This is a genomic window from Paraburkholderia sp. RL17-373-BIF-A (assembly GCF_046030175.1).
GTDB lineage: Bacteria > Pseudomonadota > Gammaproteobacteria > Burkholderiales > Burkholderiaceae > Paraburkholderia.
Window position 1 is genome coordinate 94,448 of the sequence record NZ_JARESO010000001.1, and the last position, 23,754, is coordinate 118,201.

19 protein-coding genes are annotated in these 23,754 nt (G+C 62.4%); 9 read left to right on the forward strand and 10 right to left on the reverse strand.

Annotated features, from left to right (window positions below):
* The first annotated feature begins 12 nt into the window (after window positions 1–12).
* On the forward strand, window positions 13–3,219 hold the full coding sequence (locus tag P0D80_RS00420; RefSeq protein ID WP_408280139.1) for a multidrug efflux RND transporter permease subunit: 3,207 nt from the start codon (window positions 13–15) through the stop codon (window positions 3,217–3,219).
* A 22-nt stretch (window positions 3,220–3,241) separates the two neighbouring features.
* On the opposite strand, the gene P0D80_RS00425 is transcribed toward P0D80_RS00420, so the two are convergent.
* Window positions 3,242–3,595: a DUF4148 domain-containing protein gene (locus P0D80_RS00425; protein WP_408280142.1), complete on the reverse strand. Its 354-nt coding sequence runs from the start codon at window positions 3,593–3,595 to the stop codon at window positions 3,242–3,244.
* 365 nt (window positions 3,596–3,960) lie between these two features.
* On the opposite strand from P0D80_RS00425, the gene P0D80_RS00430 reads away from it, so the two are divergent.
* The 4 genes from P0D80_RS00430 (at window position 3,961) to P0D80_RS00445 (ending at window position 8,410) form a co-directional block, all read left to right on the forward strand.
* On the forward strand, window positions 3,961–4,638 hold the full coding sequence (locus tag P0D80_RS00430) for a response regulator transcription factor (protein ID WP_310812328.1): 678 nt from the start codon (window positions 3,961–3,963) through the stop codon (window positions 4,636–4,638).
* A 13-nt stretch (window positions 4,639–4,651) separates the two neighbouring features.
* Window positions 4,652–6,049: a HAMP domain-containing sensor histidine kinase gene (locus P0D80_RS00435; protein ID WP_408280146.1), complete on the forward strand. Its 1,398-nt coding sequence runs from the start codon at window positions 4,652–4,654 to the stop codon at window positions 6,047–6,049.
* A 35-nt stretch (window positions 6,050–6,084) separates the two neighbouring features.
* On the forward strand, window positions 6,085–6,789 hold the full coding sequence (locus tag P0D80_RS00440; protein WP_408280151.1) for a response regulator transcription factor: 705 nt from the start codon (window positions 6,085–6,087) through the stop codon (window positions 6,787–6,789).
* A gap of 505 nt (window positions 6,790–7,294) precedes the next feature.
* The gene (locus P0D80_RS00445; RefSeq protein WP_408280154.1) at window positions 7,295–8,410 is read left to right on the forward strand and encodes a porin; all 1,116 of its coding nucleotides are present in this window, start codon (window positions 7,295–7,297) and stop codon (window positions 8,408–8,410) included.
* Window positions 8,411–8,654: 244 nt separating this feature from the next.
* On the opposite strand, the gene P0D80_RS00450 is transcribed toward P0D80_RS00445, so the two are convergent.
* Entirely contained in the window at window positions 8,655–8,909 is a 255-nt protein-coding gene (locus P0D80_RS00450; protein ID WP_408280157.1) for a DUF4148 domain-containing protein, read from the reverse strand.
* A 10-nt stretch (window positions 8,910–8,919) separates the two neighbouring features.
* Complete coding sequence (locus P0D80_RS00455) at window positions 8,920–9,195, reverse strand: DUF4148 domain-containing protein (RefSeq protein ID WP_408181418.1); 276 nt, start codon at window positions 9,193–9,195, stop codon at window positions 8,920–8,922.
* 325 nt (window positions 9,196–9,520) lie between these two features.
* Here P0D80_RS00455 and P0D80_RS00460 point away from each other — a divergent pair, with 325 nt between their 5' ends.
* Window positions 9,521–10,699, forward strand: a complete 1,179-nt coding sequence (locus P0D80_RS00460) for a porin (RefSeq protein WP_408181420.1) — start codon at window positions 9,521–9,523, stop codon at window positions 10,697–10,699.
* Between the two features lie 100 nt (window positions 10,700–10,799).
* On the opposite strand, the gene P0D80_RS00465 is transcribed toward P0D80_RS00460, so the two are convergent.
* From P0D80_RS00465 to P0D80_RS00490, 6 genes are all read right to left on the reverse strand, one after another.
* Window positions 10,800–12,296, reverse strand: a complete 1,497-nt coding sequence (locus P0D80_RS00465; protein WP_408280161.1) for an efflux transporter outer membrane subunit — start codon at window positions 12,294–12,296, stop codon at window positions 10,800–10,802.
* Entirely contained in the window at window positions 12,289–13,503 is a 1,215-nt protein-coding gene (locus P0D80_RS00470; RefSeq protein WP_408181423.1) for an efflux RND transporter periplasmic adaptor subunit, read from the reverse strand. The genes P0D80_RS00465 and P0D80_RS00470 overlap by 8 nt, the downstream gene beginning before the upstream one ends.
* A complete protein-coding gene (locus P0D80_RS00475) occupies window positions 13,493–16,738 on the reverse strand; it encodes an efflux RND transporter permease subunit (RefSeq protein WP_408280163.1) in 3,246 nt (1,081 codons plus the stop codon). Before P0D80_RS00475 ends, P0D80_RS00470 begins: the two co-directional genes overlap by 11 nt.
* A 247-nt stretch (window positions 16,739–16,985) precedes the next feature.
* Complete coding sequence (locus P0D80_RS00480) at window positions 16,986–17,660, reverse strand: response regulator transcription factor (RefSeq protein ID WP_132375120.1); 675 nt, start codon at window positions 17,658–17,660, stop codon at window positions 16,986–16,988.
* 16 nt (window positions 17,661–17,676) lie between these two features.
* On the reverse strand, window positions 17,677–18,600 hold the full coding sequence (locus tag P0D80_RS00485) for a LysR family transcriptional regulator (protein WP_408280167.1): 924 nt from the start codon (window positions 18,598–18,600) through the stop codon (window positions 17,677–17,679).
* A 325-nt stretch (window positions 18,601–18,925) separates the two neighbouring features.
* Window positions 18,926–19,300: a hypothetical protein gene (locus tag P0D80_RS00490; RefSeq protein WP_408181427.1), complete on the reverse strand. Its 375-nt coding sequence runs from the start codon at window positions 19,298–19,300 to the stop codon at window positions 18,926–18,928.
* A gap of 758 nt (window positions 19,301–20,058) precedes the next feature.
* On the opposite strand from P0D80_RS00490, the gene P0D80_RS00495 reads away from it, so the two are divergent.
* Together P0D80_RS00495 and rfbC are read left to right on the forward strand one after the other, a co-directional pair.
* Complete coding sequence (locus P0D80_RS00495) at window positions 20,059–21,054, forward strand: GlxA family transcriptional regulator (RefSeq protein ID WP_408280170.1); 996 nt, start codon at window positions 20,059–20,061, stop codon at window positions 21,052–21,054.
* 108 nt (window positions 21,055–21,162) lie between these two features.
* On the forward strand, window positions 21,163–21,714 hold the full coding sequence (gene rfbC / locus P0D80_RS00500; protein ID WP_408181430.1) for a dTDP-4-dehydrorhamnose 3,5-epimerase: 552 nt from the start codon (window positions 21,163–21,165) through the stop codon (window positions 21,712–21,714).
* A 51-nt stretch (window positions 21,715–21,765) separates the two neighbouring features.
* On the opposite strand, the gene P0D80_RS00505 is transcribed toward rfbC, so the two are convergent.
* Window positions 21,766–22,656, reverse strand: coding sequence for an EamA family transporter (locus tag P0D80_RS00505; protein ID WP_408181431.1), 891 nt, complete (start codon window positions 22,654–22,656; stop codon window positions 21,766–21,768).
* 107 nt (window positions 22,657–22,763) lie between these two features.
* On the opposite strand from P0D80_RS00505, the gene P0D80_RS00510 reads away from it, so the two are divergent.
* Complete coding sequence (locus tag P0D80_RS00510) at window positions 22,764–23,669, forward strand: LysR substrate-binding domain-containing protein (RefSeq protein ID WP_408280174.1); 906 nt, start codon at window positions 22,764–22,766, stop codon at window positions 23,667–23,669.
* The last annotated feature ends 85 nt before the right edge of the window (window positions 23,670–23,754 follow it).

Below are 23,754 nucleotides of genomic sequence, written 5' to 3' on the forward strand. Positions count from 1 at the left end.
CGGATTCTTTGAGTGCCATTTTTCTTCATCGACCGCCCGGTCTTCGCATGGATCGTCGCGCTCGCCATTGTCGTGGCGGGCGCGCTGGCTATTCCGCAACTGCCGGTGGCGCAGTATCCGCGCCTTGCGCCGCCGCGCATCGTGATATCCGCCATGTATCCGGGGGCGTCGACTGAAGTCGTGGACGAGAGCGTCGGCAGCATCATCGAGGAGAGTCTCGATGGCGCCGACAATATGCTGTACTACCAAACGACCAGCGACAACCTGGGCGAGCTCGAAATCGACGCGACCTTCGCGCCCGGCACCAATCCGGATCTCGCGCTGGTCGACATCCAGAACCGGCTCAAGCAGGTCGAGCCGCGTTTGCCGCAGCAGGTGGTGCAGCAGGGCATCAGCGTGTTCAAGGCGGCCAACACGTTCCTGATGCTGGTCGCGCTGAGTTCCACCGACGGCACGCGCGACTCCGTGCAATTGAGCGACTATCTGAGCCGCTACGTTTTGCGCGAGCTGAAGCGCGCGCCGGGCGTGGGCTCGGCCCAACTCTGGGACGCCGACGAAGCGCTGCGCATCTGGCTCGATCCGATGAAGCTGCGCGAATACGGCCTCGGCGCCGCCGAAGTGAACGCCGCGATCGCCGCACAGAACGCGACCGTCACGGCAGGCACGCTCGGCGACGCGCCGTTCGTGCCGGGCCAGCAACTGACGGCCTCAGTGAGCGTGAAGGGCCAGTTGATCTCGCCGGCGGAATTCGGCCAGATCGTGCTGAAGGCGCGGCCGGACGGTTCGGCTGTACGCCTGCGCGACGTCGCGCGAGTCGAACTCGGGCGTGACAATTACTCGTACTATTCGCGCCTGAACGACAAGGCTGCGGCGACGGTCGGGATTCAACTCGGGCCACGCGGCAACGCGCTGGAAACGTCGAACGCGATTCGCGCGCGGCTTGCCGAGTTGGCGAAAGGATTGCCTTCGGGCGTCGCCATCGAAATCCCGTTCGACAATGCGCACTTCGTGCAGATCGCGATTCACGAGGTGCTCGTCACGCTCGCGGAAGCGGTGGTGCTGGTGTTCTTCGTGATGTGGCTGTTCCTGCGCGATCTGCGCTATACGCTGGTGCCGACCGTGGTGATTCCGGTCACGCTGATGGGCGCGTTTCTCGCCATGTATGCGTGCGGTCTGTCGATCAACGTGTTCACGATGTTCGGCCTCGTGCTTGCCATCGGCATTCTCGTCGACGACGCGATCGTGGTGGTGGAGAGCGTGCACCGCGTGATGGAAGACGAGGGCCTGCCGCCACGCGAGGCCACGCGCAAGGCCATGTCGCAGATCGGCGGGGCGATCGTCGGCGTGACCGCGGTGTTGACGGCGGTGTTCGTGCCGATGGCGTTTTTTCCCGGCGGCGTCGGCGGGATTTACCGGCAATTCGCGGTGGCGATGATCGCGTCGATGCTGGTGTCGTCGTTCATGGCCTTGTCGTTGACGCCCGCGTTGTGCGCGAATCTGCTGAAGGCGCACACCCAATCGGTGCGTCAACGCGATGCGCGCCGTGGACTGCTGGGTTTCGCGGCAGGTGCGGCAAGCCGCTTCACCTCCGGTTTCGACCGCGCCGCGCGTGGGTATCGCGGGCTGACCGCGCGCACGCTGCGCCGCATCGGCCCGATGCTGGCCGTCTACGCGGTGCTGGTGGGTGCGTGCGGTGTGCTCTACTGGCAAATGCCCGGCGGTTTTCTACCGAGCGAGGACGAAGGCCAGTTGCAGGTGATGGTGCAATTGCCCGCGGGCGCCACCCAGGCACGCACGTTGGCCGTGGTGCAACGCATGGAAGAGATTCTCCACGCCGAGCCCGCCATCGCGAACGTTACGAGTGTGATCGGCTGGAGCTTTTCGGGCAGCGGTCAGAACGTGGCGATGGGGTTCGTCGAACTCAAGGATTGGGGCAAGCGCGATATCGATGCACTGGCCCTGCGCGACCGGCTCAACGCAAAGTTCGACAAGATTCTGGACGGCAGCGTCGAGGCGCAATTGCCGCCTTCGGTGCCGGGACTCGGACATTCCGACGGTTTCGTGTTCCGCCTCGAAGATCGCGGCGGCGTGGGGCTCGATGCGCTGAAGGCCGCGCGCGAGCAACTGTTCGCGCAGGCCAAGGCGAGTCCGGTGCTGGCCTCGGTGCACTCGGAAGATCTGCCTGACGCGCCGCGCGTCGAACTCATCGTCGACCGCGCGAAGGCGTATGCGCTCGGCGTGTCGTTCGATCGCATCGCCGACGTGCTGGGCAGCACCTTCGGCTCGACCTATATCGACGATTTCCCGGCCGGCGGCCGCATGCGCCGCGTGATGATCGCCGCCGACGCCGCCACGCGCATGACCGAAGACGATCTGCTCGCGCTCGCCGTGCCCAACGCGACGGGCGGCATGGTGCCGCTTTCGGCCATCGCGACGCGTCAGTGGTCGATCGGCCCGGTGATGCTGACGCGCTACAACGGTTATCCGTCGCTCGACGTGAGCGGCCACGCTGCGCCCGGCTACAGTTCCGGTGCGGCGATGGCGGAGATGGAGCGGCTTGCCGCTTCGTTGCCGGTCGGCGTGCGCTGTGACTGGGTCGATGCGGCACGCGAGGAAACCGCGGCCGCGAAACTCACGCCGCTGTTGATCGGCCTCTCGTTGCTGGCGGTGTTCATGGCGCTGGCCGCGCTCTACGAAAGCTGGACGATTCCGCTTGCGGTGCTGATGGTCGTGCCGCTCGGTGTGATCGGCGCGGTCGCCGCGGTGCTGTTGCGCGGCATGCCCAACGACGTGTACTTCAAGGTCGGCATGATCACGGTGATCGGCCTCGCAGCGAAGAACGCGATTCTGATCGTGCAGTTCGCCCGCGATCTGTACCAGCGTGGCCTGCCATTGACGCGCGCCGTGACCGAAGCCGCGGGCGCACGCTTTCGGCCGATCGTAATGACCTCGGCGGCGTTCCTGCTCGGCGTCGTGCCGCTCGTGGTGTCGAGCGGCGCGGGCGCCGAAAGCCGCCGCTCGATCGGCACTGGCGTATTCGGCGGCGTGCTGGCCGCCACGCTGTTCGGGCTGGTGTTCGCGCCGGTCGCGTTCCATGCGGTCGCATCGCTCACGCATGGACGGCGGCGGCTTGCGGAGCTGCATCGCAAGCGTGCGGAGCGCCGGGCGCGCCGTGTTGCGCTCGAGCGCGGATCATTCGACGAATCGCCGACGGCCTGACCGTGCTCCACCGCTGCCGTGCTCAACCGGCCGGCTGATTCGCGGCTTGCACGGGCGCCGCGCTAGTCGGCATCTGGGCATTGCTTGCCGACACGCGCGGCGCGGCCGGCATGCAGTCCGCGCGATACTCGGCCTGCAGCTTATTCTCCGCGTGTTGCAGATCGCGCGGGTAGTCGTCGTCATCGGCGGTCGGTTGATAGCCGACCGCTTCGAGTTCGCCGAGTTCGCGCATCAACTGCTTGTGCGTCACTTCGCCTTTCAACGGTGTGAACGGATAATCGTTGCATTGCTGCGGCGTGAGATGCGGTGCGGCCATGGCCGATGCGCTGCCAATCAGAAGAAGGGCGCTGAGCAGGGTTTTCGTTGCAAGCTTCATGTTCATGTCATCCACGAGAGGGTTCGAGTCGTCCCGCGTTGAGGGCTGCGGGTTGACATCAGGCTAGTGGAGCTCGCCTGCCGGAGCGGCGTCGGCAACATTAAACTTGTTTTATCCTGGCGTGATTTGCCGGGTTTTCATGACTTTGCGGCGAACTTAAATTTTTCTTCATGAAGCGGACATCTATCCGCTATCAGCCCCCGCGTAGCCTGCATGCAGGCACCGAGGCAAAGCGCCGACATTCGTCGAACCGCACGCCCGTGCTCTGAACGCGCAAGCCGAATATGGCATCATGTCCTTCTACTGATAACCGGTCGCGCCCGCCGCTTGCATCGGTAGAGCGGGCTGTGGCGCATGCAATGATCATGTCGCGAGTACTGACGATCGAAGATGATGAAATTACCGCGAATGAAATTGTCGGTGAACTGAAAAGCCGCGGCTTCACCGTGGATTGGGTGGCCAACGGCCGCGACGGCATGGCGCGCGCGATCAGCGAAGACTACGACGTGATCACGCTCGACCGCATGCTGCCCGGCATGGACGGCCTGACGATACTCACCACCATGCGCAGCATCGGCATTCAGACGCCGGTGCTGATGTTGAGCGCGCTCGGCGACGTGGATGAGCGGGTGCGCGGCCTGCGCGCCGGCGGCGACGATTATCTGACCAAGCCGTTCGACCCCGAAGAGATGACCGCGCGCCTCGAAGTGCTGCTGCGCCGCAGTCAGACGCCGGCCGCGCAACTCGAAACGCACTTGCGCGTTGGCCCGCTCGAACTCGATCTGATTTCACGCAAGGTGCAGCGCGACGGCGAGGAAATCGTTCTACTGCCCACCGAGTACCGCGTGCTCGAATTCATGATGCGCCACGCGGGGCAGACCATCACGCGCACCATGCTGTTCGAGGCCGTGTGGGGCTATCACTTCGATCCGGGCACCAATCTGATCGACGTGCACATGGGACGCCTGCGTAAGAAAATCGACCCGCCCGGCGTGACGCCGATGATTCAGACCGTGCGGGGCTCGGGTTATATCCTCGCATGAGCGACACATTTTGATGGACACAACCTTCCCCGCTCAATCTGCGCTCGGGCGGCGCTGGCATTCCACCACCTTTCGCCTGCTCTCCGTTTACGCGGTCATCTTTTCGTTTTCCGTGATGCTGCTGCTGGGCTTCATCGGCTGGGCCGTGACCGGCGACATGGAGCGTGAGACCGATGTGGTGATGGACTGGCAAGTGATCTACTTCGATTCGCTGCCCGATTCGGGTCTCGCGGACGCGATCCACCGGCGCATCGAGCATGAGCGCATGCACACGAATTACTACGGCCTGTTCGCCGCCGACGGCCGGCTGCTGGCCGGCGACGTGCTCGCCTATCCGGGCGCGCTGCCCACCAATCGCACCGGCAAGACGCTCGATCTGACGCTCGCGCTCGGGCGTAACGATCAGGCACCGGTGGTGCGCGCCATGGCCGAGCGTCGCAAGGACGGCTCGACGCTCGTGGTCGCGCGTGACCTGACGCACATTCTGCGGATTCGCGAGACCATCATCAATGCGCTGGTGGGCGGAGGTGTTTTCTGCCTGCTCGCCGGTGTGGCCGGTGGTCTCGCACTGAGCGTGCGGCAGATGCGCCGTCTGAGAGCGATCCGGCGCGTCACGCAGCGCATCGCGCAGGGCGATCTCGCGCAGCGTTTGCCGATCGGCGGACGCGACGAAGTGGATATGCTCGCGCATCTCGTGAATCATATGCTCGCCGAAGTCGAGCGTCTGATGAACGAAGTGAAGGGCGCTTGCGATGGCATCGCGCATGATTTGCGTACACCGCTTGCGCATGTGCGGACGGTGCTTGCGCACGCGGCGGAGCGGACCGGGACGCTCGACGACGCCGAGTTGGCGAATCTGGTGGAGCGCGCGCGCACGGAAACGGATGCGCTGCTCGATCGGTTCCGCGCGATGCTGCGGATCTCCGAGATTGGTACGTTGCAGCGGCGCGGCGGCTTCGGTGAGATGCAGTTGGAGACGCTGATCGAAGAGGTCGGCGAACTGTACGAGCCGCTCGCTGAGAGCCGTTCCATTCAGCTTTCTGTTCATGCGCAACCTGTGGATGCGATCTATGGCGATCGTGCGTTGCTCTTTGAAGCGTTGAGCAATCTGGTGGATAACGCGATCAAGTTCACGCCTGAAGGCGGCGTGGTGCGGATGGAGTTGCGTCAGACGGCTGCTGGGCCGCAGGTGGATATTGTCGATAACGGGCCCGGTATTGCTGCCGATGAGCGTGATGCGGTTTTGCAGCGATTCTATCGCGGTAAGAGTACGCGGCATCTGGCCGGGTCAGGGCTGGGGCTGAGTATTGTCTCCGCGGTGATGCGGGTGCATGACTTCACGATGAAAATCGGTAATGCGCAGCCGGGTACTCGAATATCGATTGAATGCTGGTCGAGGACACTTGCATGAGCCTGATTTCTTTTCTTGTTCTTGCGGGGGCGTGAATGCGCGTTCTCTTCGTGGGGCCTTCTCATCCGGAAGCTGCGTGGCTTTTCAAGGCGCTTCAGGAGAGCGCACATAGTTTGCAGCGAGCTGATGATCTGCGGGATGGGGTCTTTCTCGCGGCTCAGGAACCGTTTGATGCGATCGTTTTGATGGTGTTGGAGGTGGGGTTTTATTCTGCGTTGCTGGAGTTTGTTGTCAAGTTTGCTTCGGCTGGGAGTGGGGCGGCGATTGTAGCTGTACTGGGCGCGGCTACGGCGCAGGATCGCACCAAAGTTTTGCGCGCCGGCGCGGATGCTTGCTTCTGTCAGCCTTACTCGTTTATTGAAATGCATGAGCGGATGCAGGCTTTGCAGCGCATCGGAATGGGGCGAGCAGTTGTTGGGGGCTCGGGTCCTTCTTCTTTTTTTTCCTCGGTTGATGAGCCCTCTCTGGATACCGCTACTCGGGAGCTTGTTTTTGGTGGGCGGAGGGTCGGGGTCACTCGTAGAGAGTTTCTTTTGCTCGAGTGTCTGATCAAGCAGGTTAATGCGCCTGTGGCGCGGGATCAGCTTATTCGGTATGCCTGGCCGGAGAAGGAAGATGTCGATCCTTCTAGTGTCAATCTGGTTGTTTCTCGGTTGAGGAGGAAACTTTTGGGTGATTTGCCTGAGGTTCGGATTGAGACGGTTAGTCGGTTTGGGTATCAGGTTTCGGTTGGTGTTTAGTTTTCTGTTTGGGGTTTCTTCTTTTCGTGGTGGTCTATTAGTGTTGCCCCTGTGCGGGGCGGCACCTACTTTCTTTGCTTGCCGCAAAGAAAGTAGGCAAAGAAAGCGGCTTTACACCGCCAGCCTTTAAGCGGGTCCCCCGCGCAGCCACGGTAGTGGTGCATCTGGAATCTGTGCTCTCGCACATTCCGCGTTCGCGACACAGCAGTCATTCTTCCGGCGGCGCTGCGCGCGCCGTCGCGGTACTTCTTCTAAACCATTCCTTTCTGCGTCCGTGTTGGCGGACGCGTGCGTTGCTTTTTCTTCCTTCTCTCTCGTTCCCTCTGCTTCCTCGACCCGTTCATGTACTCCCGTCAATGATCGGGGCATGAAAATCCAACGCATTTATTGAAAGTCTGTCTTGCAGGGGCGATGTTTTCTGATCTCGATATATTCGTCTCGTGGCTGCATCCATTGCAATGCGGTCGCTGTTTTCAGGCATCCTCAATTAAATGGAAGGTGATTCATGAATCAGAAGATGAAGCTGGCGCAATTGGTCGGGGCATTGTTTTGCGTCGGTATCGCGTCGTCGGCGCATGCGCAAAGCAGCGTCACGCTCTATGGGCTCCTCGACACAGGTATCGATTTCGCCAGCAACGTCAACGGCAGCCGTCTCTATCAGATGGCCAGCGGCGTGAGCGCAGGCAGCCGTTGGGGGCTGAGAGGCAAAGAAGATCTCGGTAGCGGACTGTCCGCTATTTTTGATCTCGAAAGCGGTTTCAATTCGACTAACGGTAGTCTCGGCAGCGGGCTCGCGTTCTCGCGTAACGCCTATGTGGGTCTCGCCAGTCAGACGGTCGGTACCGTCACCCTCGGGCGGCAGTGGGATCCCGTCGTCGATCTCATTGAACCGTTCTCGCTCAACGATAGCTACGGTGGCTGGTATTTCTCCCATCCCAACGACATGGATAACCTCGATAACGGCTTTGCAATCAGCAATGCCGTGAAGTACAAGAGTCCCACCATCGGCGGATTTACCGGCGAAGCGCTCTATTCGTTTGGCGGTCAGGCAGGGCAGTTTTCGAATAATGCGGCTTATAGCGCGGCGGCGGCGTATGCGAATGGGCCGTTTTCCATTGGTGCGGGCTATTTGCGTGTCAATGATCCGGAGGAGTCGATTCAGAGCTATCAGAACAGCCCGGGATTTACCAATGCCGTGTACGGCAACTTTCTCGCCAATGCGCGTAGTCAGGGCATCTTTGCCGCCGGCGCTTCGTATCAACTCGGCAAGTTCAAGGTCATGGGCAACTTCACCAATGTCAATTTCCAGCAGGGCGACGCGGGTCAGGACGTCAAATTCCAGAACTATGAAATTGCCGGCACGTTCGCCGCGACTAGTCAGCTCAATCTCGCAGCAGGCTACACCTACACGGATGGCCGGGATCACGCCACCAATCAGGAGCCGAAGTATCAGCAGCTCAATCTGAGCGCGGAATACGAACTGTCGAAACGTACCGCCGTGTATGCACTCGCCGCGCTGCAGAAAGCAAGCGGCGGCGCAGTCGCGCAGATTGCCGGCTTCGATCCGTCGTCCAACGGCAAACAGGTGGTCGGCCGAGTCGGCGTGCGGCACTCGTTCTAGAATCGGAGCAGTCATTAAAAGAGCGCGCTATCCGCGAGGGTAGCGCGCTCTTCCTTTTAGGAGCCAAAGTAGATGTTGCAGTAACTGGGTGGGCCGACGCAGCTGTCGGCAGTGCTCGAAGGTGTCGTCGCGCAGCCGGACAACAGGAGTCCGGCTGCGACAGCGGCCGCGGCGAAGTGCGCGGAGCGTTTGATCGCGGTGCGAAGAGTCATCGATATCGTCGGTGAGGAAGAGGGTGGTGCGATTAACGGTAGAGCTGGTTGAGATAGTTCATCTGACCGTCACCCTCGGCTTTGATCAATTCGCGGTAGACCCGAGCGCGCGTCTTGCCGTGATCGTTCGTGGCGGTCGGCGAACTCCACTTTCCAGCGGATGACAGCGTCGTGGAACGGCTGAGCGTGCCGCCCACCGGCGGCGCGGCGACGGCCGAAGCGGCCGCGGCCGCGAGGCCGGTGGCGAGCAGCAGCGCGAGAGTGGCGCGTGGTCGGAGATCGAGCATTGCAGGCGTCTCAGTGCGCGTAAATCGTCGAGTTCAGATACGCGAGCTGGCCGTCCTTCTCTGCGTGTACCAGTTCCCGATAGACCTGCGCGCGCGTCTTTTCGCCGGTGGCCTGGCCATACGGCGGAACCCACGAACCGGCGGCATTGATCGCTGCGGTGCTATTCGCGGCAACCTGCATCGACGGTGCGCTGGGCTGTTGGGTCGGTGTCGTGGTCGATTGAGCGAAGGCGGAAGCCGTTGCGGTAGCGCCGATGAAAGCGATGGCGAGCGACAGAGATTTCATGTTCGTAATCCTCACAAATCAAGTTGGATGGGCCGATGCGCGAATCTCACTGCATTCGTGGATCGGTTGATGAGAAGGATAGTCAACCGGCTTTAGCGGATCGGCGGTGTGTGCATGAAAAGATATTTATCCGTTCGAGCGTCCGTGAGCCGATGAATCAGGCATTCGCCGGATGCATGTCACGAAGATAAAAAACGTTTCATGAAACGGCTGGTTTTGATCACGGATGTGTCACCGCGTCTATCTACATTGCGGCTACCCGCACGGTGTGCGGGATCGGTCCGACAATGCGCGGGCCGGCGCCTTCTCTTACCCGGAATCAAACATGAACAAAGCATTGGCAACCACACTCGTCGCGCTGGCCGGCACCTTCTGTGCGGCAGCACATGCGCAAAGCAGCGTGACGCTCTACGGCACGCTCGATACGGGTCTCGACTACATCAGCAATCAGAAGACGGCCACCGGCGGTAAAAGCAACTGGATGATGGAAAGCGGCAACGTGAGCACGGATCGCTGGGGCCTGCGCGGCAACGAAGATCTGGGCGGCGGATTGAGCGCGGTCTTCGATCTCGAGAACGGCTTCAATATCGACAGCGGCAAATTCTCCAACGGCGGGGACGAGTTCGGCCGGCAAGCATGGGTGGGTATCGCGAGCAAGCAGTGGGGCACTGTGACGTTGGGTCGGCAATACGACTTTCTGGTGGATTTCGTCGCGCCGCTGTCGGCGACCGGTTCGGGCTTCGGCGGCAATATCGCCGATCACCCGTTCGATAACGACAACCTCAACAACGATCTGCGCATGAACAACGCGCTGAAATTCCGCAGTGCGACCTATGACGGTCTCACGGTCGGCGGCGCCTACGCGTTCAGCAACGCGGCGGGCGGCTTCAGCAACAACAACGCCTATAGCCTCGGCGCCCAGTGGGCGGGCGGTCCGTTCAATCTGGCCGTCGCGTATCTGCAGATCAACCAGCCGGGCGGCGTCAATCAGCCCGCCAATACGGGTGGCGCGGTGAGCAGCAGCGACGGCGATGCGACCTTCACCGGCGCGCGTCAACGCATTCTCGGCGCGGCGGGGCGCTATACGTTCGGCGCGGCGACGGTCGGCCTCGTCTTCACGCGTACGATGCTCGACGACCCGCATCAGATCATGCAAGGCGGCGCCTATTCCACGCTCAATGGCGATCTGCTGACCTTCAACAATTACGAGCTGAACGCCCGCTACGCGCTAACGCCCGCGTTCACACTCGGCGGTTCTTATACATTTACCGACGGACATTTCAGCGACGCGGGCAAGAGCGTCTCGCCGAAATGGAATCAGTTCATGCTGCAAGCGGATTACGCCTTGTCGCGCCGCACCGATCTGTATCTCGAAGGCGTTTACCAGCACGTGTCGGGTGCGGACGGCATCGCGGTGCTCGGCAATGCCTCGATCTATTCGCTGGCGGCCTCTTCGAACAACCGGCAGGCCGTGGTGGCCGTCGGCGTGCGGCACAGGTTCTGAGCGAAGCGAGCGGACTATCCGCTCGACGCGAGCGCCCGCGCAAACGCAAAAGTCGCCGGTGATGAGCCGGCGATTTTTTTTTTATGTACCGTGGGACGCGTTAACCCGCGGCGTCGGCAACGCGTGCTTTAGCGGCGTTCGCGTGCGTTTGTGCCTGCGCCGCCTGGACGTCAGGGGCGCTCCTGGCGGCGTCGGCCGACCAGCCACCGCCCAATGCCTCGATCAACGCCACGGAAGCCAGCAAACGCCGCGTATTGAGGTTCAGCGCCGAGATCTGCGTATCGAGTTCGGTAGTCTGCGCCGTCACCACGTCGAGATAGCTGACCACGCCGTCACGGTAGCGCGACATCGACAGCGTCAACGTGCGTTGCGCAGCGATGAGCGCTTCGTTCTGTTTCGTGGCCTCGTCGCCGAGATGATGCAGTTGCGCGAGGTTGTCCTCGACCTGCTGGAAGGCGAGCAGCACAGCGGCCTTGTACTTGGCGCCATTTTCCGCGAGCTTGGCGCGGGCCCGATCGGTGATCGCCGCGCGGCGGCCGCCGTCGAAGAGCGTGAATACGAGGCTCGGCCCGACCGACCACATTTCGTTCGGCGCGATCAGCCACGGCGAGAGCGTGTCGCTTTGATAGCCGCCGTCGAGGCCGAGCGAAATGTCCGGAAAGAACGCTGCCTTGGCGACGCCGATCTGCGCGTTCGCCTCGGCAACACGCCGTTCGGCCGCGGCGATATCGGGGCGCCGTTGCAGCAGCGCCGCCGGCACGCCGGTCGGAATGGACGGCAAGTAGGCAGAGTCGGTCACGGCGGCGAGCGTGAAACTGGACGCGGGCGCACCGGTCAGGCTGGCGATCGCGTGTTCGAAGAGCGCGCGCTGCGCGGCGATGTCGTCGGCGGAAGCGCGCGCGGTGTCGAGTTGCGTCTGCGCGCGCGATACATCGAGATCCGATGCGATGCCGCCGGCGTGGCGGCTCAGCGTGAGCGTGAGGGCGCGCTGGTAGGTGTCGATCGTATCGTTTAGCAGTTGCTGCTGGGCATCGAGGCCGCGCAGGTTGAAATAGACGCTCGCGAGATTCGCCTGCAAACTCAGACGCACCGATTCGAGGTCGGCCTCGCTGGCCTGCATCGCGGCGCGGCCGGCGGCCACTTCATTGCGGACCTTGCCCCACAGGTCGAGGTCGTAGGCGATGCCGACGTCGACGGTATTGGCGCCGTACACCGCAGGCTGTCCCGCGCCACGCAGCGGCCGGTTATCCGACTGCCGCTGGCGTTCGACCGAGGCTTCGGCGCCGATGGTCGGAAACAGGCCCGAACGCGTCTGCGAGAGATCGGCCGCGGCTTCGTCGTGGCGCGCCATCGCCGCGGCGACGTCGGGGTTCGCGGCGGCCACCTGTTCTTCCAGATGGTCGAGCACGGGGTCGCGATACACGCTCCACCACGCATCGCGTGGCACGCGGTCAGCGGGTCGGGCGAGCTGCCACGGGCCGCTTTCTTTGAACGTGGTGGGGATGCTGGTAGGCGGCGCGTGATAAGTCGGCGCGAACGAGCAGCCGTTCAGCAACGCCGCGGCCGCCAGTGCGATGCATAGACGGCGTTTATCCATGAGTGCTCTCCACCGTGCGTCGGCCGGCCAGGGCGGTGTCGCTCGTGCCGCTCGGGCTGGTCTGCAAGCGCACTTTATCGCCGGATGCGAGCGAGTCGGGCGGGTTGTCGATTACGCGATCCGTGGCGTTCAAACCCGAGGCGATTTCGACGTGCGTGCCAAGATCGGTCGCGATCGATACGGGCTTGAGCTCCGCTCGATTGCCCTTGCCGACCACGGCGACCTGCAAACCGTTCTGCCGGAAGATCAGCGAGCTCGCCGGAATCGACAACGCGTGCGCGTTGGTCGGCAACGCGAAATGCACCTCGGTGTACTCGCCGGGAATCAGCAAACCGTCGTGATTGTCGACCGCGAGCTGGACCAGCAAGGTGCCGGAAGACGGCGTGATGGCGTCGTCGGTGTCGACGAGTTTCGCGTTGAACTTCGCGCCCGGCCGCTCGGGCACCGTGAGCGTGGCGCTCATGCCGGGCTGGATCGCGGCCGCTTCATCCTGCGGCACGCTCACGTAGACGCGCAGCTGATGCGCGTCGGACACCGAGAACAGTTCGGGCCCATTGCCGCCGCCCGCATTGATGAGCGCGCCGATGTCGGTGGTGCGCGCCGTGACGATGCCGTCGAACGGCGCGGTAATGCGCTTGAACGATTCGAGCGCTTCGAGGCGCCGCACGTTGGCCTCGTTGGCGGCGACGGTGGCCTGTTTGGCGACGAGATCGCTGGTCTTTTCATCGGCGTCCTGCTGCGAGACGGAGTCCTGCTGCAACATCTGCGTCCAGCGGCGCGCGGTGGACGCCGCGAGTTTTTCATTGGCCACCGAGTTTTGCAAATCGGCGCGCGCCTGCTGCAATTGCTGGTCGAGGTCGGGCGTATCGATCTCGCCGAGCAACTGCCCGGCTTTGACATGCGTGCCTATATCCGCGTACCACGCATGCAGATAACCCGACACCCGCGCATAGATCGGTGCATTGACGAAGGCGGACAGACGGCCGGGCAACACCAGTGCTTGCGCGTCGAGGTCCCGCTTAGGTGTGTAAGCCACTACGGTAGGCACGGCTTGCTGGGCGGACCAGGTGGTCAATTCCTGTTTCGCATGCACGCGGCTGGCAACGCCGCTCGCCACGATGCCCGCTGCCGCCAGCAGCGCGACGATACCGATGAGTTTCAGATGACGCAGCCGTTTCGGCGAATTGATCTCGATCTCAGTGGACATGATGGACTCCGGGTTCGGAAGAAGAGTGATCGTGCGAAGGGCGGTGAGCGGCGGCGTCGCGCCGGTGCACGATGCTGAATACGACGGGGACGAACAGCAGCGTGGCGAACGTCGCGCAAAGCAGGCCGCCGATCACGGCGCGGCCGAGCGGCGCGTTCTGTTCGCCGCCGTCGCCGAGACCGAGCGCCATCGGCGCCATGCCGATGATCATCGCGAGTGCGGTCATCAACACCGGGCGAAAGCGCGTAAAGCCCGCTTCCATCGCGGCGACCAAGGCGTTGCCGGTGACGGCCAGCCGTTCACGCGCGAAGCTCACCACCAGAATGCTGTTGGCGGTCGCCACGCCCATGCACAGAATCGCGCCCGTCAACGCCGGCACCGAGAGCGGCGTGCGCGTGGTGAACAGCATCCAGACGATGCCGGCCAACGCTGCGGGCAATGCGGTGACGATCACGAACGCGTCGCTCCACGAATGGAAGTTCACGACGATCAGCAGATAGATCAGTGCAATCGCGCCGACCAGACCGAGCGACAAACCGAGAAACGCGCTATTCATCGTCTGCACCTGTCCGCGCAACGTGACGATGGAACCCTTGGGCACGTCTTTCTCCGTCGCGTGCAGGATGCTCTGAATCTTCGCCGCCACCGCGCCGAGATCCTGGCCTTGGGTTGTCGCGAACACGTCGTAGAGCGGTTCGATGTCGTAGTGCGAGACCACCGCATTGCCCACGCCGCGTGTAATCGTCGCAATGCCGCCGAGAATCTGCGCCTGGCCGCTCTTGCCGGTCACGGGCAGGTTGTTCAGATTCGACAGGGACGTCATGCGATATTGCGGCGTCTGCGCGACGATCGGATACGACACGCCGTTGTTAGGGTTGAGCCAGTACGTCGGCGACACCTGGCTCGTGCCGGACAGACTCGCCACCACGGAGTTGGTGACATCCTGTTCGGTAATGCCGAGCTGATCGGCGCGCGAGCGGTCCACGGAAACGGTGAACTGCGGATACGTCGACGCCTGTTGCATGCGCGTATCGGCAATGCCGGGAATCATGCGCATGCGGCGCATGACTTCATTCGCGTACCGGTGATTGGCGGCCTGGTTCGGACCGGCCACTTGCAGATCGATCGGCGCGGGTGCGCCGAAATTCAGAATCTGGCTGACGATATCGGCCGGCAGGAAGGCGAACGTCGTGCCCGGAAATTGACGCGGCAGGGTTTCACGCAACGTGCGCACGAAGTCCGCGGTGGGCCGATGATTTTCGTTCAGCGAGATCAGAATGTCGCCATCTTGCGGCCCAGCCGTGCCGCTATTGTTATACGTGAGATTGATCCCGCTATTCGGCAAGCCGATGTTGTCGATGATGCTGCGCAACTGGTCCGGCGGAATTGCGCGGCGCACCGCGTTCTCGATCAGATCGAACTGCGCGGCGGTATCTTCGATTCGTGTGCCGATCGGCGCACGCACGTGGATCGCAATTTCGCCGGAATCGATATCGGGGAAGAAATTGCGGCCGAGCCACGGCGCGAGCAGGAACGACGCCCCCACCACGATCAGAAAGCCCGTCACGAAGCGTTTGCGATGCGTGAGCGCGAGACCGAGCACGATCCGGTACACGCCGCGCACGCGTTCGAAGCGCTGCTCGAAGCCGCGCTGGAAGCGCACCAGCGGATTGCGCGAAGGCGCGGCGTGGGAGTGGCCGCCATGCGGGTCCATCGTCGCGGCCAGTTCACCGGACGCGTGGCCGCCCGATGCATGGGCACGCAGCAGGTATTGCGCCATCATCGGCACGAAAGTGCGCGAGAGGACGAAGGAGGCGATCATCGCGAAGATCACGGCCTCGGCCATGGGCACGAACAGGAAACGCGCAATGCCGTCGAGCAACAGCATCGGCACGAACACGATGCAGATGCACAGCAACGACACGAACGCGGGCGCGACGATCTGCGCGGCGCCGTCGAGAATCGCGCTCTTTACGTCCTTGCCCTGTTCCAGATGCCAGTTGATGTTCTCGATGGTGACGGTGGCGTCGTCGACCAGAATCCCGACCGCCAATGCAAGGCCGCCGAGCGTCATCACGTTGAGCGTTTCGCCCATTGCCGCGAGCCCGGCAATGGCCGCCAGCACGGCGAGCGGAATCGACGCCGCGATGATCAGCGTGGAGCGCCAACTGCCGAGGAACAGCAGGATCATCAGCGAAGTGAGCGCGGCGGCGATCACGCCCTCGCGCGCCACGCCGCTGACGGCACCTTTCACGAAGGTCGACTGATCGCCCATCGTGACAAGCTTGAGTCCGGGCGGCAAGGTCGCTTCGATACGCGGCAGTTGTGCCTTTACGCCGGAGATGATGTCGAGTGTGGAGGCGGAGCCGTTCTTCAGAATACTCATCAGCACCGCGCGGTGCCCGTCCACGCGCACCACGTTGCCTTGCGGCGGATAACCGTCGCGTACGTGCGCCACGTCGCGGATATAGATCGTGGCGCCGTCCACGGTTTTGATCGGCAGCGCGTTCAATTCGTCGAGAGCAAGCGGACTGTTGTTCAGCTTGATGTTGTATTCGAAGCGGCCGATCTTCTCGGTACCCGCCGGAATGATCTGGTTCTGCTGCGCGAGCGCGGTGGCGACATCGTTCGCCGAGAGTTTTTTCGCCTGCAAGGCCTGCGGGTCGAGATCGATCTGCACTTCACGCGTCTTTCCGCCGTACGGCGTGGGAATCGCCACGCCCGGCACGCTCAGCAATTGCGGACGAATGAAGTTGGTCGCGTAGTCGGCGAGCTTCTGTTCGTCGAGCGTATTGCTGGTCAGCGCCAGTTGCAGGACCGGCACCGTGGACGCGTTGTAGTTCAGGATTTGCGGCGGCGTGGTGCCGGGCGGCATCTGCTTGAGCACCGTCTGCGAAACCGAAGTCACCTGGGCGGTGGCGGTGCGGATATCCACGGTCGGCTGGAAGAAGATCTTCACGATGCCGTAGCCGCGAAACGACTGCGACTCGATATGCGCGATGTCGTTGACGGTGGTGCCGAGCGTGCGCTCGTAGTACGTGACGATGCGCCCGGACATGTCGTCCGGTTGCAGGCCGGCGTAATTCCACACCACGCTGATCACGGGAATGCGGATGTCGGGGAAGATATCCGTCGGCGTGCGCAATGCGGCAAGCGGGCCGATCAACAGGATCAGCATCGCGAGCACGATAAACGTGTAGGGCCGGGTCAAAGCTAACCGGACTATTTTTAACATCGAAGGCTGCTCCGTTCAGAGGCGCGGTTGAATCTGCGCGGGCGTGTGGCAATGGGGACTCGCGTCGATGGCGCGGCCCGGTAACGGCATTCTGGGGAGCGGGCCCTAACAGGCGCGGACAAAACAAATGAAACTAGTTTTAGGAAGCGGCGTGTGATGTGCGTTTGCGTCGATAGGCGTGCTGAAACGGCTTTGGCGCTGCATGCAGCGCCAAAGCTTGCTCGTCAGAAATGCGAATGCGCCTGGGTCAGCCGAACAGATAGCCCGAGCCGCGAATCGTGCGAATCAAGGGACGTTCGCCGGGCATCTCGACTTTCTTGCGCAAACGCCCCACGTGCACGTCGATCAGATTCGTACCCGGGTCGAAGCGACAACCCCACACGGCTTCGAAAATCATCGTGCGTGTGAGCACCTGGCCGGTGTGGCGCATCATGAATTCGAGCACGCGGAATTCGGTGGGTTGCAGATCGAGTTCGCGCTGACGGTGGGTGACTTTGCGGCGCACCAGATCGAGTTCGAGCGCGCCGTTGCGCAGCATCGTTTCAGCTTTCGCGTGACGTGGACGCCGCCGCAATAGCACCTCGACGCGTGCGAACATTTCATCGGGCGAGAAAGGCTTGGTCAGATAGTCGTCGCCGCCGGCACGCAGGCCCTGAATGCGCTGATCGACATCGGACATCGCGCTCATCACCAGCACGGGCGTTTCCATGCCGACACCGCGCATGGTCGCGACGATCGTCAGACCGTCGAGATCGGGCAGCATGCGGTCGAGCGTGACGACGTCGTAATCGCCCGCCATCACTTTCGCCATGCCTTCGCGGCCGGTGTGAGCCACATCGACGGAAAAGCCGCTCGCGCTGAGTGTGCGAACGATGTCGTGAGCGATCAACTCATCATCTTCAATCGTCAATATCCTGGGCATGATGCGCGCGCCCGCTTCAGGCGACCGCGCGCAGTGCAACCGGGCGGTCCGGCGCGCGATACTGGCTGACCGCGAAGTCGATGAAGCTGCGTACTCGCATCGACAGGTAATTGCGGCCGGAGTAGAGAATCGACACCTGGCGCGGGCCGCCGTTGATCTCGAACTGTTCGAGCACGGGGACCAGCGTACTGCGCGTGAGATCGTCGGCGATGATCGGCATGGGCAGCAAGGCGATGCCCATATGGTTGAGCGCGGCCACGCGCACCATTGCACTGCTGGTCGCGGTGAGCGCGCTGCCGGTGTTGACGCGGTAGATGCCGTCGGCGTCCGCGAATTCCCAGGCTCGCGGCGAACCGTCGGACACTGTCAGCAGACCATGCCGGTTCAAAGCAGCGGGGTCGCGTGGCGTGCCGTTGCGCGCAAGATAAGTGGGCGACGCAACCGTCAGTTCGTCGACGCTGGTGAGTGTGCGGCTCACCAGCGTGGAATTGGCGAGGCGCCGGTCGTCGGAGAAGCACACGTCGAAGCCGCCTTCCACGAGATCGATCTGCGTGTCGAACGTCGTCACGTCGAAGTCCACGCGCGGATGCAGCGTGCGGTAGGCGGCAAGCAGCGCGCCCAAGCCCGCGGTGGCGAAGGTCATGGGCGTGGCGATCCGTAACGTGCCCTGTGGGTCGCGCGTGGTCTCCAGCAGATTCGATTCCATCTCGTCGAGTTTCTCGATGATCGCGCGGCAACCATCGAGATATTCGCGGCCCACGTCCGTCAGCGAAAGACTGCGTGTGGTGCGGTTCAATAGGCGCATGTTCAGATGCGCTTCCAGCGTGCCGACGCTGCGCGTGACCGCGGCCGCGGACATGCCTAACTGTCTCGCCGCGAGATTGAAGCTGGCGAGATCGACTACTCGTGTGAAGACACGCATCGCTTGTAGCTGGTTCATGTTGGAACAGTAGAGAAGGGCGATGGGTGCATCATCGACGATGGCGGATAAATCCGCGCTGCTAGGTGCATTAAGTCTTTTTTAATTTTGTGCAATGTTCATGAACTGTACGCGCGAACGGCTTGCCGGTTCCAGGAGAACTGTCAGCAAAACTAAGCAATGGACAAAAAAAGAGCGCGGACAAAGCCGCGCTTGCGAAAGAGACTTGAATGAAAGTAACCGCAGCTACGCGGCCACTGAAGTATAGGTGGACTGCGTAACGCGTTGCGCGCGTGATCTGAAACGCAGTCCTGCGTGAAACGCAACAAGCCTGCCTGCGGGTGTTTCAGTTGAGCATGCCGTGTACTTCCAGCGACGCTTCCAGTTGCTGCGTGAGCGCGTGGTGCAGTTTGGCGAGGCTTTCGGTGGGCAGTGCGAAACCGGCCCAGCCGAGACCGGAATGCCGCAGGAACAGCACGGCGCCATCGTGCAGCGGATGCTTCTCCGCATGCCAGCACGGGTCGATCTCGATCACGTACTGGTGGGTGCGCAGCGGCTCCTTGGGCACTTCCGGGCGCATGCCGGCCCGCAGGACGCTGAGGTGCTCGATCACGGCGTCCAGATCGGCCACGTCGAGCAGCACGGCGCTGTCTGCGATGGCGATGCGAACCGCGTGCTGACCATATTCGTTGACTCTCTCGATGCTCATGGGGCGCGGCATGTGCTGGCTCCTTGCGGCTATCACGATGCACAAATTATGTCGCTGCCGCGTCTGGCGAATCCTTAAAGAGCACGATCCACGGATGAAACTTTGTTTAAGGAACGCGCCTGCCGCACTCGCCACGGCCAGCGTTCAATCCTCTGATGTTTGCCGGAATTGTGCGCCGCAACCTCGCATTGTTCATACGTATAAAACCGCCAATGTTTCAATATAGAAACATTTTTAGGCGTTCGAGAATCGCGATTCCAAATCTAAATCGCGATCGATTCGTTAAATACGGGTTCGATTGCATCGGGTGGTCGATAAATTCCCAATTTGCGAATAAAGCCGCTATTGAACGGTCATTATCTGGGAGGTTTGGAGTTCAAGTTTGAAACACTTTTGGATGGCGCTCCGCCATACGCGGGTCACAAATCGAATCCCTGCCGACAGGCTCGGTTCACGCGCGCCGATGCCTGAAGATCAAGGCTGTACTTGGCTTCCCGGCCAGATGACGAAAATCGCGCCAGCATGGTTTGCTGTCGAGGCTGCGCAACCTGCCGTTCTCATATCAAACGCAAGATTACGGTTTTCTTCATACATTCTGTTTCTCGATAGTAATTTGTTTTTCAAATTTACTATAGCGATCCATTCCGCTAACATCACGCTTAATCCGTTAAGTGGCCTTGCCGTGATTCTGCCGGCAATAAATCATTTCGCTCATAGTGGCTGCTAACGGCGATCGGGGTCCACAATGTACGACAGTTTGGGGAAATATCATGCCGCACATGCACCTTGATACTGCGAGGATCACCTGGTTACATACGCCGACATTGAACGTGCGTAGTGCAACGCGGCGAATCGGCGTGTTGCTGTTCGACGGCTTCTGGCTGCTCGGCCCAGGCACCGTGGTGGAGATGTTCCAGACCGCGAACGAACTCTCGGGTTCGCGCGCCGGTGAAGAACAACCTTACGAAGTGCAATTCCTTTCCATGGACGGCGGCAGCGTCGCCAGTTCTTCTTCCGCGCGCATCTGGACTGACCGTATCGACGCGCGCTTTGCCAGCGGTTTCGACGTGCTGTTCATCGCGGGCGGCTACGGCGCGCATGTGGCCGCGCGCGACGAGCGCGTGCTGGGCTGGCTGCGTTCGGTGCAATCGCGCACGCGTGCGATCGAAACAATCGGTGAAGGGCGGCTCGTGCTGGAAGCTGCCGGCCCGACGGATAGCGACGGACTGCAGGTGAACCGCTATCTCAACAATGTCACCGGCGAGTCCGCGCTCAACGCGTCCAACGATCGTAACGATTGTGCCCGCAGCGCGCTCATGTTCATCAAACGCGATCTCGGTGCTGAGCTTGCTCGCAGCGTTGCCGACCGCGTGATGCCTGGCATGGCTGCAACCTGGGTGCCGTTGCCGGCGGAAGGCGGCACGCTCAGCGTGGCCGAGAAGATCCGTGCCGCGGCGCGCTGGATGGAGGCCAATTGCGATCGTCCGGTTTCAGTCGCCGACGCCGCGCAGGTCGCGGCGATGAGCGAGCGCAATTTCCTGCGGCGCTTCAAGCATGAAATGCAGGTCACGCCGTCGGACTATCTGCTGCAGGTCCGACTGCGCATTGCCTGCAACTTCCTGACCGAGACCGAACTACCGGTCGACAAGATTGCGCGGCGCAGCGGCACGGGCAACGGCGATCGTCTGGCGAAGATTTTCCGCAAGCGCATGGCGCTATCTCCAACCGAATATCGCGCACGCAGCCGCGTGGCGAGCGAGGCGTAATATTCATGTAGGTGCCCGTGCCGGCGGTGGGGCGCCTTACGACAGTTGGGCGCGTCCGTCGTGGCGGCCGCGTTTTCGCCGGTCAGGCTTCTTACGAGCACAGCAGCAATGGGCAACAAGGTGATCGCGACGGCATTGCCGGAGGTGAAACTCATCGAGCCCGAGGTGTTTTGCGACGAATTCGGCTTCTGCTTCGAGAGCTTCAGCGCGGACGAGTTTATCGACGACCTCTCGCAAGCTTTCCAGTTCGTGCAGGACCGGCATTCGCGTGCGGTGCATGGCGTGTTGCGCGGGTTGCACTATCAGGTGCAACGTCCTCAGGGTCGCCTCATGCGGGTCGTGGTGGGCGAAGTCTTTGCGGTTGCCGTCGACGTTCGGCTCAATTCGCCGAATTTCGGCAAGTGGTGCGGGGCGTATCTGAGCGCGGCCAATTATCGGCAGATCTGGGCGCCACCGGGCTTCGCGCTCGGTTTCGTCGTGCTGTCCAACTTTGCCGAGTGTTTGTGGAAGACCACGGAATACTGGTTTCCCGAACTGGAGCGCTGCATTCTGTGGCGCGATCCCGACATCGGCATCGAGTGGCCAATCGATTTCGAACCGACCCTTGGCGCGAAGGATGCCGCAGGCCGGCGTCTTTACGAAGCGGAAAACATCGCCTGACTTAAGTGTGCGGTCTTGCCGCGCCGAAGCGCACGTCTCGTGCCGCGCCTGTCAGCGCGTCGCCACTACGGCGCCGACGCTTGCGGTCACCACTAGCAACGTGCCCGCGACCTGTAAAACCCCCATCGGCTGATGCAGTACGACAAAGCCGGCCAACGCGCCGATCGCCGGTTCGACGCTCATCAGGATTCCGAATGAGGCGGCCGGCATGTGCCGCAGCGCCACCATTTCCAGCGCGTACGGCAACAGCGGGACCAGTACCGCGAGGCCCGCCGTCGCCGCGATCTGGCCCGTCGCGACATGCAGACCGCTTTGCGCCAATCCGAATGGCGTGGCCACGAGTGCAGCAGCGATTAGCGATACCGACAGTCCCTCGAGTCCAGCGAACAAGGTGCCGGTCTTCTTCATCAACACGATGTAGGTGCCCCACCCGAGCGCCGCGCCGCAGGCGAGCAGCACGCCGAGCGGTTCGCCGATCCAGCCGGCGCGATCGCGCGAAAGCAGTATGACGCCGGCAATCGCCAGCGCGGGCCACAGCAAGGCTCGCGCGCGACGGACCGCGAAGGTCGCGACGGCGAGTGGCCCGAGAAAGTCGATCGCGACGGCGAGTCCTAAAGGAATGCGCTGGAGCGCCGCGAAAAAGCACAGCGTCATGCCCGCCATCGCCGCGCCGAGCACGCCGGCGGCAGTCCAATGAGCGCGCGAGTAACTCAGCAAGCGCGGACGCACCAGCAAGGCGAGCACCAATGCCGCCCAGCACAGGCGCAACCATGTGGTGCTGAGTGAACCGTAGGTGGCCATCGTCGGCGCGGAAAGCGCGGCGCCGAATTGCACGCACGACATCGACAGTACGCACAGCAACGCCGCCCCGGCCGCGCTGCGGGCGGGTTTGACGCTGGTTTGCGCGGGATTCAGCGCGGCTTGGAGGGTGGTGTCCTGCATGGTCGTCTGGTGATTTGGCGCTCGATCGGAGTTCGTCATCGCTATCTTATCGGTGCCGGCGGTATTAAGATAAGTTGATATTTCTTATGCTGACTTCAAGAACCTTTATGACCCGAGATCTCGACAGCAGCCTGCTGCGCGCCTTCGTCACCGTGGCCGAGACGGGCGCAGTGGGCGTGGCGGCGACGCGCCTCGCGCGGACCCAGGCCGCGGTGAGCATGCAATTGCGCCGGCTCGAGGAAGAACTCGGCCAGCGTCTGCTCGACCGTTCGCCGCGCGGCGTGCAGCTTACCGAAGCAGGTCACTTGTTGCTGCCGTATGCCCACACGATACTCGGCGCGGGCGCCGATGCGCGCCGCGCGTTGAGCGCAGGTCAGGTGTCCGGCACCGTGCGGCTCGGCATGCTGGAGGACATTGCGGTCGGTCGTTTGCCGCGGGCGTTGCGGCGCTTTTCGATCGCTTATCCGCAAGTGGCGCTGGAGATCGTCGTTGACAGCAGTGCGGCGCTGTCGAACCGGCTCGCGGATGGCAGCCTCGACGTGGTGGTCGGCGATCCCGCGCTGGTCGACGCAACGCCGCTTCTCACGTGGACGCAACCGCTCTTCTGGGTCGGCGCGCGCGGTTTCAGCCGCGACGCGCAGGCCGCGTTGCCGGTGGTGGCATTCGGCGGCGCGTGTCTGTGGCAGCAGCAGGTGTTGACGGCGCTGCGGCGCGCGGGGATCGCGTGGCGCATCGTGTGCACCAGCACTAGTCTGCCGGCCGTGCAATCCGCGGTTGAAGCGGGGCTCGGCGTGTCGGTGCTGCTCGACGGCAACATCCGTTCGGAATCGATGCGCGTGCTCGGTCAAAGCGACGCTTTGCCCGACGCGCCCACCGCGGACTTCGGGCTCTTCATGCGCGAGGTTTCCGGCGCGCAGGCGGCCGCCGTGCAAACCTTGCAAACGTTCCTCTGCGAGGAATTGCATCTCGGTCTGCGCGAAGGCGGGCCGCAGCTCGTGCCGGCTTTGGGTTAATGCGTCGGCGCCTAGTCCCATGTGAGTTTTTACGACATTTTTTCTTGAGACGCACCCACGCGAAATCTACACTTCGAGCATCTTG